Genomic DNA, 13,369 nt, shown 5'->3' with positions numbered 1-13,369 from the left:
CTGACCTGTTTCCAAGGAGATGCAGCATCATGACTGACCAACACATGGCTCTTGGCGTGCTCGTGCATGCAACGGGCTCGCACCCTGCATCATGGCTGCAATCGGAAGCGCCGCGGGACGCGTCGACCAATATCGACTATTACCGCAAGCTCGCAACGCTTGCGGAAACAGGCCTGATGGACCTCTTTTTCATTGCGGATACGCCCGCGGCCCGCACGGAAAAGCTCAACGTCTATACACGCTATCCGCTGTTCATGAACTGCTTTGAGCCGATCACGCTGCTGTCCGCGCTGTCGGGATCGACACGTCATATTGGACTGGGAGCCACCGCTTCCACGAGTTTCTACGAGCCCTATAATCTCGCGCGCCAGTTTGCTTCGCTGGATCATTTGTCCCATGGACGCGCCGGCTGGAACGTCGTGACATCGGCCAACGACTACGCCGCCAGAAACTTCGGCCTCGATAAACTGCCGCCGCACGACCGGCGGTACGCCCGCGCGCGCGAGTTCTTCGACGTGGTATCGAAACTATGGGACACGTGGGAAGACGACGCGTTCGTGGGCGACAAGGAACAATGCAAAGTCTTTGAACCCGGGAAATTTCATACGACCGATCATCAGGGCGAGTTTTTCACGGTTTATGGCGGCCTTAACATCAAGCGCGCGCCGCAGGGACGGCCGGTGATCATTCAGGCCGGGTCTTCGGAAGACGGCAAATCCTTCGCTGCCGAGACGGCCGAAGTGGTCTTCTCTTCGGATCCCACGCTTGAAAAATCACAGCGTTTCTATGCCGATCTCAAGGGCCGCATGCCCGCCTTCGGCCGCGCCCCGGAGGAAATGAAAATCCTTGCGGGCCTCTCGGTGGTGGTCGGCAGCAGCGAGGCGGAGGCCCAGGACAAGTACCGCGAACTGCAAAGCCTGATTCATCCTGACGTAGGCCGTATGCGCCTGGGTGCGGATCTGGAACTCGACTTGACGAACTTCCCGCTCGATGAACCCATTCCCGAGCACCTGATTCCCAAGACGGCCAATCTGCATCAGGCCTACTTCAACCAGATCGTCAGCATGATCCGCGATCAGAAATTGACGCTGCGGCAACTCTATTCGAGCTACGAGCGCGGCAAGGTCACCTTGTGCGGGACACCGCAGCAAATCGTCGATCACATGGAGGAATGGATCGATACCCGCGCTGCCGACGGTTTCATGCTCGCCTTCCATGTGCTGCCCAACGACATGACCGACTTTGTCGCGCACGTCATCCCGGAACTGCAGCGGCGCGGGCGTTTTCGAAAGGAATACAGCGGCACGACCTTGCGTGAAAACCTCGGACTCGCGCGGCCTGCCAATCGCCACGCACAGGCTGCACGATGAATACATCCGTGGCGGCGGCCGATACGCCCCGGCGCGCTCGCAGCCTCAATGCCGGACCACTGTGGCTGGCGGCCCCGGGGGTCCTGTTTCTTGCGGCATTTCTTGTGTATCCCTCGCTCAGGCTGCTTTCGCTCTCGATGATCCAGAACGGAACCGGCGAGTTCTCGATGTCCGCATTTGCGCGGTTCTTCGGGCCGAGCGTGTACAGGCAGGTCCTTCAAACCACGTTTTCGATCGCCTTTCAAACCACCGCCTATTGCCTTTTATTTGGCTATCCGCTTGCCTACTGGCTCTCGGGCTTGCCCAAGCGCCAACAGCAAGGCGTGGCGCTGCTCGTGCTGCTGGCGTTCTGGACCAGCACGCTGGTCAAGAACTTTGCGTGGATGGTCTTGCTCGGGCGCACGGGCTTCGTCGCCAATGTCATGCACGAACTCGGGCTCGCAGGCGGCGACCGGCTGCTGTTCAACCGGACCGCCGTCATTTTCACGATCAGTCATACGCTGTTGCCGCTTGCCGTGGTCACGATGTTGCCGGTGATGAATCAAATCGATCGCCGCATGTCGATGGCCGCCGCCACGCTGGGCGGCGATCGTGCGCAGGTGTTCTGGCGAATCTTCTTCGTGTCTTCCATGCGCGGTGTCGCCGCAGCCGGCTTGCTGGTATTTATCAGTGCGCTTGGCTTCTTCATCACACCAACGCTGCTTGGCAGCCCCCGCGAGATGATGTTGGGGCAGCTGATCATTGTGCAAATCAATGAATTGCAGAACTGGCAACTTGGCAGTGCGCTGGCGGTTGTACTGGTGATGTCGGCGCTGATCAGTTGCTTTCTCTACAACCTGGTCTTCGGAATGTCGTCTCTCGCCGGGGATGCGGACAGCGTGCGTCCGAGCCATCATCTCCACTTGCGGCGGGCCGGCAATGCAATGGTCAACGCAGCGGGTTTCCTGTCGTCGCATGTGGTTGCTTTTTACGATCGCCGCGTGCAGCCCATTACCCGCGTCAGTCCGCTTCTGGTCTACTCGTGCGCACTGATCTTCGTGCTGCTTTTCCCGATTGCCGCAATCGTGCCCATGTCGTTTACCAGCGATACCTTTTTGTCCTTCCCGCCGAAGGGCTTCAGCTTGCGCTGGTTTGACGCGTACTTTTCGTCGTCTCTTTGGATTGGCGCCACGGTGCGCTCGTTTGGTATCGGACTCGTGGCGGCGCTGGCGACCGCTGTTATCGCGACGCTCGCGGCCTTGGGCATTGCCCGCTCCAGGTCTCGCATGAAGGGCGCGCTTTTTCTGTTGTTCCTGTTGCCGATGATCGTGCCGTCCATCGTCACTGCGATCGCACTGTTTTTCCTGTGCGCGCATATCTCGCTGGTTGCCACGAACATTGGCATTGTCATCGGGCATGTCGTGATCGCGATGCCGATTGTATTCGTCATCCTGCTGACCACGTTCAAGGGCCATGACTGGGGCCTCGATCATGCCGCGGGCACGCTGGGCGCAACCCGTCTGCAAGTGTTGCGGCGCATCACGCTGCCGTGTGTCAAGAACGGGCTCACCGCAGGATTCGTGATTGGTTTTCTCACGTCATTCGAGGAGTTGACTGTGGCCCTGTTCATCGGCGGCGGAGTGAAGACCACGCTACCCAAGCAACTCTGGGACGACATCTTGTTGCAGGTCACGCCCACACTGGCAGCCGCGTCGACGGTCGTGCTGTCGGTCGTCACGCTGCTGTTTCTGCTGCTGCAGTCGGTACACCCGCGTGGTAGGACCGCGGCTTCGCAATGACGTGCACGCGCACACGATTTTTCGTTCTACGCAATAAGGAGAGTATTCGACATGGATGAACGCCAGCTTCGAGTCGATCTGGCTGCGGCGTTTCGCTGCTTCGCTCGCCTGGGAATGCATGAAGCGGTTGCCAATCATTTCAGCGCAGCCGTGTCGTCCGATGGACGCAAGTTCCTGATGAACCGCAAGTGGCAGCACTTTTCCCGGATACGGGCAAGCGACCTGCTGCTGCTCGACGCCGACGAGGCCGAAGATCTCGAGGATCGAAGAGATATCGATCCCACTGCGTGGGCCATTCACGGGCAGATTCACCGGCGTGCGCCGCACGTGAAAGTCGCGCTTCATCTGCATCCGGTTTATGTCACGGCTATTGCCAGCCTCGCCGATCCGGAGATCAAGCCGATTGAACAGAATACGGCGCGCTACTTCAACCGTGTCGCCATAGATAAAGCGTTTGGAGGCATGGCCGATACCGCCGCAGAGGGTGCGCGCCTCGTTGCCGCGCTCGGTGACAAATCGCGCCTCATGATGAGCAATCACGGCATTCTGGTGACGGCTGCGACCATAGGCGAAGCCTTCGATGATTTGTACACGATCGAGCGCGCCTGCCAGATCCTGCATCTCGCTTACGCAACGGGGCGACCGCTGAATGTGCTGTCGGATCAGGTGGCGGAGAAAACCGCGCGCGACTGGGAAGGCATCACGGATTTTTCGATTGCTCACTTCGAGGAGATGAAGCGAATTCTCGACAAGGAAGACCCTTCTTATGCCGACTGACCTGGACGCAAACGAAGTATCAATGCTTGCATTTCGTGACGCGATGGCTCATCTCGGCGCTGCGGTTCACGTCATCACGACCGACGGTGCAAGCGGGCGTGCGGGCTTCACCGCCTCCGCTGTGTGCAGCGTGACCGATACACCGCCGAGTGTGCTTGTCTGCGTCAACCGGACGTCGTCCGCGTATGCCGCTACCATCGCGAACGGCGTGCTGTGTATCAATACGCTGAGTGCGGAGCAGCACGGAATATCGGCGGCTTTCTCAAGCAAGCAGCCGATGGCCGCGCGTTTCGAGCACGGCGAATGGATCGAGCGGCATGAACGAGCCCCGCGTCTAGCGCACGCAATGGTTTCGATCGACTGCAAGACGGTCAGCCGCATTCCAGTCGGAACGCACGACATCCTCGTTTGCAAGGTGATCGAGCTTCAAACAAATACGCAGCCTGGCGTGCTCATTTACTACAACAGGGAATATCATCGTCTCACGCATACGTGAGCGACTCCGCACCGTGCGGATGAGGACGGGTGGAATCCGGGCCGGAAATTTCCTCCCGCGTGGCCATCATGTCGTTAAGTGTCCCAAGCGTTACTTTGAAGGCAGTTCAGGGTGCCGCGTTGGCGAGACAGGCGCGCTCACAGCCCAATCGAGCGCGGCATCGAATAGCGTAGTGCCGTCTGCGCTCAGTTTTTCGAACGTGCGATTGCCGAGAAACACCGCAACTCGGCGAGCAGGTGCGATGAAGTCGTAGTCCATCGTAGCGCCTTTCTCATAAGCGAACAGCACCGCCTCGTCCGGCTCGCCGGGTACGGTCGCAATCACTGTCGCGCCAGGGGCAGGCTTACCCCAGCCCATTTCACCGTCACGAGGGTACACCCATCGCTTGCCTGCGGGAACGCCGCCAGCGAGCGGACTCGGCGCGTTGACGACGTTGATGTAGTGCTCCTTCTCTAGCGTGCCGAAATCCTCACCTTTTTTTTGCCCCGTGAATCTTAACGAGTCGAAAAGGTCGGACTCCCAGGTCAGCAACGGCAGCGGGACATCCCGAAAGGAAGTGCCAACCATGTCTCGCGCGCTGACAACCGACGAAATGACCACCAGATCCTGACCTGCCGCGGCGCTTGCCGGGCTGGTCTGATCGACCATCGTGACGATCATTCCGCGTTCCTCGAGATGGGCGCGGACTTTGTCATCTTCCTCCCGATCACGATGTTTAAGGCGTGTCACATACAGCACCTTCTTGTGATCGGTGACGGGTCGGCTTGCCGCGTCGACTGGCGCTTTCTGCGCCAGGGCGCACCCGGTCAATTGAACGAAGACCACAGCGGTCATCACAACCGTACTGATCGCCTTGCGACGCTTGGGCACGAACAATTCGCTGAGCCACGTAGCTTTCGAATGAGCAACCTGGGCGCGTCTAAAAATCGACAAGATGGACATCAGATTCATTTCCCTGTTCAGGTTCGGCATTAAGCCGACGTAAATTAAAAATCGAAGGTCGATGTGAGCGAGACCGTGCGTTCCAGCCCGATGCCCAATTGGCTCGATCCCGCCGATGCCCAATAGTGTTTATTGAAGGCGTTCTCCACATTCAGTTGGAACGTTGCAGCTTTGCCGAACATGCGCGTCGCGTAGCGCGCGCCGGCCGAAAACAGCGTGTAGCCTGGAATAGTCGCCTGGTTTGCGTCGTTGATGGGCCGCGATCCGACAAAATAGGCTCCGCCATTGAGCGAGAAGCCCGCGACGTGGGGCACCCGGTAGTTGAGAAAAATACTGCCCGTATAGCGAGGCGTGTTCTCGGGAATCTTCCCGAGCGTACTCGGGTCAGAACTGTCGACCAAACGCGAATTGAGCCACATACCGGTAGTCACGATCGACAGATCGCGCGTGACGTCACCCTGATAAGAAAACTCCAGCCCTCTATAGCGACCCGTACCGTTCAGCGCATAGACATTATTCGCGTCGGTGCTCGCCGCGGGCTGGCGAATCTGAAACAACGCAATCGACGCCAGAGAATCATTGCTGAAGCGATGACGTACTCCAAGTTCCTCTTGCTTGCTGACAGCGGCCGGCAACACCTGGTACGCGTTCGATGCCGTGGCCGGCGCGCTTCCGGCCGATTCAAGGCCTTCTATATAGCTCGCATACACGCTCGTTTGCGGCGTGATCTTATAGACCAAGCTCGCCGACGGTGAGGTGCGGTTCACGTCCTGCGTCGTCGTGAACGCTTGTGTCGCATGGTAGTCGGAGTAGCGCAATCCCGGGGTGAATTGCAGCGTTGACGTCAGATCAATGCGATCGAATACATACGCACCCCGGTTGTTGATGTGCTGCGCATAGAACGCTTTCGACCCCGCTGCCGTGAGTTGAGTGATGCTCACGGGAGAGTACAGATTCTGCGTCGCCGTATAGTAGTAGGTGGTGAAATCCGGCTGGAACTGCCATGTTTCGGAGACGCCGAACGTAACATCGTGATTGATGTTTCCTGTCTGAAACAGGCCATTCACTTCGGCGCGCGCGACTTTGCTCTCATAGAACTGGCCGTTCTGTTTGCTTCCCTGCAAACTGCCGTTGCCAGTGTTGACGTTGTACTTTTGCAGAATCCACAGCCAGCGATCGCGCTGAGTAATCGATTGCCCGACCGACACGTTCGCACTCCAATTCTCCGAGATTAAATAGTCTGCACGCAGCAACTGGCTTGTGGCGGTGGCGTTTGTTTTCTTGTCGTTGGGGACGAGCAGCGTGGAGGCGTCAGGCAATCTGGGCAGCGCAATGACACCGTTGACCGCCGCAAGCGGCGTGATGCCGGCCTGTTCCACCACGCGTTCGTCGATATGTTCAAGATCGTATTTGAACGACAGACGATCGTTCGCCCGCCAGTCCAGCGCAACGCTCTCGAACTTGCGGTACCCGCGATCACCCGTTATGGGCGTCTCGAGGTGCTCATCCATCGCATTCACGCGGATCCCGAACTGGTTATCCGTGCCAAAGCGTCTGGCGACATCGGCATGCGCGCCGACGGAACCGTTCGAGTCCACCAGCAAGGACGCGCTTGTAACCGGCGTGTTGCCAGCTCGTTTGGTGACCATGTTGACGATTCCCGCCGGTACCGCAAAACCGTAGTAAAGCGCCGACGCGCCCTTCAATACCTCGACGCGATCCTTGTCCTCCATCGGCATCCAGATGTTGTTGTCGATCGGCAAAACGCCGTTCAGGTAATAACTCGTGCGGTTGTCGAGGGCGATGCCGCGTATCGAAAGCTGGTCGTAGGCAATGCCGCTCAACTGTTGACGCACGACACCCGCGACGTTTCGCAGTGCATCGTAAATCCCCGTCGCTGCCTGTGCCGTGAGCACGTCGCGGGTCACAACGTTCACCGTCGCGGGAACATCAAGTGCATCAAGCCCGCGATACTGCCCGGTGCTCACGGTCTTCGGCGCATAGGTACTTGCCCGTTGCAGGTTGCTGCCGGTGACCGTGACGGCCTTGAGCGTGCCGCCGCTTACAACGCCATCGTGGGCAGTGTCGGTGCCGGTCCCGGTGTCGGTCGAAGTGGCGGCGGCGGTTTTTGAGGGAGGAACCGGGTCGGCGGGCAAGTCGGTCGCCGCGTTACTCGCGATTGGCCAGGCTGTGGATACCAGGACGGTTGCGGCAGAGAAAGCACGTAGCAGTTCGAATTTTTTCGTACCCGCTGCGCAGTCACGCCGGCGGCGGGGGGCGGCAAATTTCATGGGTCCTTCGAGTTCAGTAAATAGGGCGAGAACATTTGGAGTGACTCTTAACCAAAGCCATCCTAATTGCGAATGCGTCGCATTTATACATCAATTAAATGTTTGCTTCAATCTCAAAATTAATTATTAGAGGGCGTAAATCTAAATTCTGGCGAGGAAAAGCACGTCGCTTGTTCAAACGGACGCTTGGGTTGGCGAGACGACCACTAGGAAATCGAAGGCACCGCTAAGCCCCAAAAAAAGCCGGTTGAACACAAGATGCTTCAGCGGACGCCAGGAGGTTTGCTCACTTTTCAAACGCGCTATGGCATGAACACAAAGGGACGGGAAGATGATTTCTTGAAAGCTCAGAGTGCGGCGAGAACGTGTGCTGTGCGCTGCACGCAGCAGTTCATCCAGACGCCGGTCAGCGGCAGCTTTAGCAAAACCAAGTTCGTTGACGAATACCGATGTATCTGCGCCCGTTGCCGCGATTTGCGGCGGACACTTTTACCCTTGGGATGGACCGGCACTTTACGCACTATCTGACAGAACTGCATTAGTAACGGATCGTAATCGTTTCGAGCCGCGCCGTAACGCGGTACGACGATGCGTGGAATTACACTTCGTTTTCCCATTATCAGCACTCGCCTATCGCCTTTCACTGCGGTTCGCAATGCACGCTAGTAGTTCTGCATGCATGGGGGCTCGAGGCAATTGGCAACGCCGATCCTGCACCGATAAACCCACCTTCCCTCCCGAGTGTAGAGAAAGCTGATGACGCATCAATTGAAAAGTGCTCCGCGCATCGCCGATGACAACGGACAGACATCCTTAGACCCCGGCAGTCAGGAAGCTGTCATGCAAGAGAAAGAACAGTCACATGGAATTTTTCTGCACACCGGATGGCGAAGCGCGGGAACCTGGGTATGGTCTCGCTTTCGGGCGTTCCAGACCGTGACAGCGTTCTATGAACCGCTTCATCCGATACTCGGCGATCTGAGAGAGGCTGACATCCCCGCCTTGGAGCCCACCTGGACCTCGGGTCATCCGACACTCACGGCGCCTTACTTCACCGAATATCGGCCGTTTATCCAGGACAATATGCATGGTGTGGCGGGATATCGGAAGAGTTTTGGCACGGATCGCTTCGGACCCTCGGCGGATGCGGGTTTTTCAGCATTGCATGCATATCTGAAAAACCTCCATGACCAGACGACGAGCGAGGGGAAAATCCCTGTCTTCAAGTTTTGTCGATCCCTCGGCCGGCTGCCCTGGTTCAAGAGCGCGTTTCCCCAGGTAATGCACGCGGTGGTCGTACGAAATCCCGCATCGCAGTTTGCCTCCGGATGGTTGCTTCATCAGCAATGGAACAACCCCTTTTTTGTGGCTGCTCCCTTCCGTGTATTAGGCCTTAATCAGGGCGAGCCTATCGTCAAGCAAGTCATTGAGGCATGTGGCGTTCGCTTGCCGCCTGTTCCCGTGACCTCCGTCGATGAGTATGCGGCGGCCTGCGAGCAGTATGTGCGTACGGTCGATGGCGACAACGCTTATCGGGCATTTATGGCGATGTGGATTCTGTGCGCGGTGCGCTCGCTCGATCAAGCGGATTTGCTGGTCGATCTCGATCGGCTGGGGCAGTCTCCCGCATACGCCTCGGCATTGCGGGCACAAATTCAAGGCCAGGTCGCAATAACGCCGGACTTTGGCGGAGCAAGAGATCTTGTCGCGCAGACAAAGGGCAATGCCCGGCTCATGAAAGGAATCGATGGACGCTCGATCAAGTCCACCCACGCCGCAGCATTGAATTTTCTGGTGTCGCAGAAAGGTACGTCGGGACCGGGAGCCGGCATCACTGCGGTCGTAAAAGAAAAGCTTGCGCTTGCGCGAGAGTTATCGGAAGAGTGGCGATACTACTGATGCATTGGGTCATGCATAACGGTATAGAGCAACGAGGTCAAGTGGACTTGCCAACCGATCATTCAACCCGCGTTCACCCTCACACTTCTTCTGTCGGCGCAGACGACCGCGCCAAGTTGCTTGGACAGAATCCCGGCATCGTTTGGTTCACCGGTTTGCCGGCAGCTGGAAAATCCACCGTCGCTAACGCTGTTGAAGTAACGCTCCATAACGCCGGCAAACATAGTTTTTTATTGGATGGCGATAACGTGCGTACCGGTCTGTGCCAAGATCTCGGATTCTCCGACGAGCATCGACATGAAAACGTCAGGCGGATAAGCGAAGTGAGTCGATTGATGGCTGACGCGGGACTGCTGGTGTTGGTCTGTGCCGTTTCACCCTTTGCGGCAGACCGGAAACTGGCGCGGATCATTGCCGGGCCTCATCGGTTTGTGGAAGTGCACGTGCATGTTCCCGCTGCAGTCGCTGAACGCCGCGATCCCAAAGGACTCTATAAGCTCGCAAGACAGGGGGCGATCAAAAATTTCACCGGTATCGACTCACCCTACGAGGAACCGCTGAACCCCGACGTCCGCATAGATACCACCCAATGCTCGATAGCTGATGCGACAGCTTTGATCACTGATCTACTAATTCATGATTGAAGAAGCGCTCTACCTGTTCGATCCCGACGAGTCACATCGACTGGGTCAGCCTTCGGCGGAAGAGCGTTCATCGCCCGCAGCGAACCCGGCGCGCATGGGTAATGTAGCCGTGCCGATCCGCAAACACGTGTGGGTGAAGTTCGAAGCCTTCCAGCAATTTCGCAGGGTACCGGATCGTGATAATCCTGCACCCTGCTTCGCGAATCCCTGCCAGTGCGACCGCAGTGGCGTTCGCCAAGTCCACGCTCGAGAGCGGCGCGTATCAGAACTTATGGCGCATACCGAGAATCACGAGTTCCTGGCTTGCTGTGCCATTGAACCCGTACGATCCGATCGACGCTTGCGCGTTCTGCGTCGTGCCGTCCGGATTCAACTGCGTGCCGCTCGCATGCTGGTAAGCCGCCACGGCATAGAAGTCCGTGCGCTTCGAGACCGAGTAGTCGGCGCCCAGGCTAGCCTGATGGTACTTGGCCGACGTATCGCCGCTCGCCTTCGTATACGTGTAGCCCGCACCCAGCAGCACGGCCGGCGTCACCTGATAGTTCAGGAACCCGCTACCGATATTGAACTTCTCGGTGCTGGCGAAAGTTGACGCGCCATCGTTCTTGTATTGCGCGTTGCTGTAGGACGCGCCCACCGTGAACGCTCCGATGGCGTACTGGATCGCGCCGCGCGCGATGCCAAGCGATTTCGCCGTGGCGTAGCCCGTATTGATCGCGCCATCGAAAATCGCATCCGACGACGAGGTCGGATCCCAGCCGTCGCGGAAGGCCCCGGCGGTCGGATTCGGGTTGGTCGCGAGGAAGTAGCCTCCGGCGATACCGAGTGGGCCGTTGTTGTAGGTGACGGCACCGCTGTATGTGTAGCCTTGACCCGTGCGGCCAGCGAGACCGCTGAACGCATACAGGCCCTCGAACTGGAGGCCCGCGAAATTCGGCGAGACGTATTTGACCGCATTGGACACGCGCAGGCTGTTGTCGTAGTTGTCGACGTCGCCCGGCGTTGCGAAGGCGCTGCCGAAGTAGTTGTCCTCGGTGATCGGCTGGACCATATCGACGAGCGGATCATATTGGCGGCCGATCGTGGCGGTACCCCAGGCATCGCCGGACAACCCGACGAATGCTTGTCGCCCGAACTCCTTACCGCCTTGTCCGAGTGTCCCGTTGGCGATATCGAAGCCGTTTTCCAAATCGAAAATAGCCTTCAGGCCAGCACCAAGATCCTCAGATCCCTTTAATCCCCAGCGATCGCCCGAGAGCGTGCCGTCGATAAATCCCCACCGCGCGCCCGCACTGGTTTTAACATAGCCGACACCCGCATCGATAGTGCCGTATAGGGTGACACTGGATTGGGCATGTACCGCACCCGCTAGTCCAAACAGGCTCAATGAAAGCGCACTCAAAGCTATCTTTTTCATTTCATTCTCCACGCGATAACAATCAGGAAACGAATCAGCGCAGAGCATACATCTCAAAAATACGCGTCATTAAAGTTGTTGCCATTAAGCAACTTAATTTTTACCACATAACATCTTGATGTTAAACGAAATTTGCCCACGAGCATATCAAATGCGCGTGGGCAATGTGAAAGGAGAGACCGTAAGTATGCTTACGGTCTCAAACTCGCATTGAAAATGTTTGGCAACAACTTTCGTGGAGTATGCGAGTGTTTTTTAATCTAGTACAGCTCTGACAGAAAGTCAAAAATCGACTCAAAAATTCCTGCTTTCTTTAAACTGACTTACATTATCTTTTCGAATATCCGGTAAAGCGGATAGCTTGGTACTTGAATTAGGGAGATTACATCTGATTAATTTAAGGAGAGCGCTTTTTATTTATCCGATATGAGCAATTAATAATTTCATATTCCACAATATTGATCGATTCAGCGGCTGGGGAGATCTGGAGGCGGGAATCAACTAGACGGTGATACTGCTGACGAGCCGATTCCTGAAGAAGCGAGAAAATCCACATCAACACGGTTGCGCGCCGTTTTCGCCAAGAGCCATGTCGGCCAACATGTCGGCAGCCAGCGATTCGAGCAATGCGCGCAAGGCGTCGATCGACATGTTTTCAGGCACTGCGAGCACTGCCTTGACCGCGAACTGATGCGGCCGGGCGGGTTCGAAGGCGAGCTCTGTGCTCAGTTCCTCGATGCTGATGTCGTGCGCCGACAAACTCGCCGAAAGGTCCTGCACGATGCCGGGACGGTCGGGCGCCGTCAGCTCCAGCGAGAAGCGGCGGCGGCCGCTTTCGAGCGGAGGCAGGTCGCTGCGGGCGATCACGACGCGCAATCCCGCGCTCTCGAGATCGCGTAACGCGGTGGTAAGCGCATCGGCGTGACGCTGCGCCACTTCGAACTGCACCATGCCGGCGAACTGGCTGCCGATGCTCGCCATGCGGCTGCCGGTCCAGTTGGCGCCGAAAGCCCGCGCGCGCTCGGAAAGCAGATTGACGATGCCCGGGCGGTCCGCGCCGATCGCGGTGACAACGAGCGTTGCAAGCGGTCCGGGCGGCTCCTCGCTGATGTCGATGCGACGACGAATGATCGGCGCGCGCGTCGCGAACTGCTCATCCTGCGCGCTCGCCGGCAGCTCGCCACGTTCGCGAGCGTGATGGGCGACGCGCAGCAACAGCTTGAGTCCCATCGGGGCGAGCGCGCGTTCCCAGAGTTCCCGCGCGGTTTCGCCCTTCCTGACGAAGCACCAGTCCTGCGCCGCGATCGCGCCCGCGTCCCACCCGTGCGAGAGATGATAAATGGAGCCTCCCGCGATCGGGTCGCCTTCCAAAATGGTCCACTCGACCGCCGCAATGCCGCGGTGACGTGGCAGAAGCGAAGGGTGATAACCCACACCGCCCAGGCGCGAGCGAGCCAACGCCTCGTCGCTTACGCGCGCATGGGTGTGCGCGGCGATGATGAGACCCGTGTCTTCAGGAATGGCGCTACCTTCAATGAACTTCGGATTTTCGTGGATGACGCTCGGCAAGCCGGCCGCACGGGCGGCGACGGCAAGGCGGTCATCAGCCGCGGGCGCGACCACGCCGGCGATCTTGATTCCTTCGGCCAGAAACGCTTCCAGCACCGAGGCGCCGAAAAACCGCGATCCCACGATTGTGCATTTCATCAAGCTGTCTCCCATGCAACAGGGTTGATTGTGCGCGGGCAGCCGGCC

10 protein-coding genes are annotated in these 13,369 nt (G+C 58.0%); 6 read left to right on the top strand and 4 right to left on the bottom strand.

The window, feature by feature from the left end; genetic code table 11:
- Positions 1-29 precede the first annotated feature (29 nt).
- Genes AWB64_RS13090 through AWB64_RS13075 form a run of 4 tightly spaced genes read left to right on the top strand, consistent with a single transcriptional unit; the run spans position 30 to position 4,421 of the window.
- The gene (locus tag AWB64_RS13090) at positions 30-1,370 is read left to right on the top strand and encodes an LLM class flavin-dependent oxidoreductase (protein WP_208603275.1); all 1,341 of its coding nucleotides are present in this window, start codon (positions 30-32) and stop codon (positions 1,368-1,370) included.
- Positions 1,367-3,148 (top strand): ABC transporter permease subunit, encoded by a 1,782-nt coding sequence (locus tag AWB64_RS13085; protein WP_060819523.1) that lies wholly within the window; start codon positions 1,367-1,369, stop codon positions 3,146-3,148. Before AWB64_RS13090 ends, AWB64_RS13085 begins: the two co-directional genes overlap by 4 nt.
- 51 nt (positions 3,149-3,199) lie before the next feature.
- On the top strand, positions 3,200-3,925 hold the full coding sequence (locus AWB64_RS13080; RefSeq protein WP_060819521.1) for a class II aldolase and adducin N-terminal domain-containing protein: 726 nt from the start codon (positions 3,200-3,202) through the stop codon (positions 3,923-3,925).
- Entirely contained in the window at positions 3,915-4,421 is a 507-nt protein-coding gene (locus AWB64_RS13075; protein WP_060819519.1) for a flavin reductase family protein, read from the top strand. The genes AWB64_RS13080 and AWB64_RS13075 overlap by 11 nt, the downstream gene beginning before the upstream one ends.
- 90 nt (positions 4,422-4,511) lie before the next feature.
- Here the strand turns inward: AWB64_RS13075 and AWB64_RS13070 are convergent, their stop codons facing one another.
- Both AWB64_RS13070 and AWB64_RS13065 read right to left on the bottom strand, forming a co-directional pair.
- On the bottom strand, positions 4,512-5,372 hold the full coding sequence (locus AWB64_RS13070; RefSeq protein ID WP_244164055.1) for a hypothetical protein: 861 nt from the start codon (positions 5,370-5,372) through the stop codon (positions 4,512-4,514).
- Positions 5,373-5,407: 35 nt separating this feature from the next.
- On the bottom strand, positions 5,408-7,654 hold the full coding sequence (locus AWB64_RS13065; RefSeq protein ID WP_060819517.1) for a TonB-dependent siderophore receptor: 2,247 nt from the start codon (positions 7,652-7,654) through the stop codon (positions 5,408-5,410).
- A gap of 756 nt (positions 7,655-8,410) precedes the next feature.
- On the opposite strand from AWB64_RS13065, the gene AWB64_RS13060 reads away from it, so the two are divergent.
- Both AWB64_RS13060 and cysC read left to right on the top strand, forming a co-directional pair.
- Positions 8,411-9,553 carry a hypothetical protein gene (locus AWB64_RS13060; protein WP_341845212.1) on the top strand — a complete coding sequence of 381 codons (1,143 nt, stop codon included), beginning with the start codon at positions 8,411-8,413 and terminating at the stop codon, positions 9,551-9,553.
- Positions 9,554-9,594: 41 nt separating this feature from the next.
- The gene (gene cysC, locus AWB64_RS13055; protein ID WP_374728619.1) at positions 9,595-10,197 is read left to right on the top strand and encodes an adenylyl-sulfate kinase; all 603 of its coding nucleotides are present in this window, start codon (positions 9,595-9,597) and stop codon (positions 10,195-10,197) included.
- A gap of 262 nt (positions 10,198-10,459) precedes the next feature.
- Here the strand turns inward: cysC and AWB64_RS13050 are convergent, their stop codons facing one another.
- Together AWB64_RS13050 and AWB64_RS13045 are read right to left on the bottom strand one after the other, a co-directional pair.
- Positions 10,460-11,614: a porin gene (locus tag AWB64_RS13050; protein ID WP_060819677.1), complete on the bottom strand. Its 1,155-nt coding sequence runs from the start codon at positions 11,612-11,614 to the stop codon at positions 10,460-10,462.
- A gap of 555 nt (positions 11,615-12,169) precedes the next feature.
- Positions 12,170-13,321, bottom strand: a complete 1,152-nt coding sequence (locus AWB64_RS13045) for an ACT domain-containing protein (protein WP_060819514.1) — start codon at positions 13,319-13,321, stop codon at positions 12,170-12,172.
- Between the last annotated feature and the right edge of the window lie 48 nt (positions 13,322-13,369).

Origin of the sequence: Caballeronia sordidicola (assembly GCF_001544455.2) — a bacterium.
In the GTDB taxonomy this organism is placed as follows: domain Bacteria; phylum Pseudomonadota; class Gammaproteobacteria; order Burkholderiales; family Burkholderiaceae; genus Caballeronia; species Caballeronia sordidicola.
Note: the sequence above shows the minus strand (reverse complement) of the source record. Positions and strands in the feature narration are given on the sequence as shown.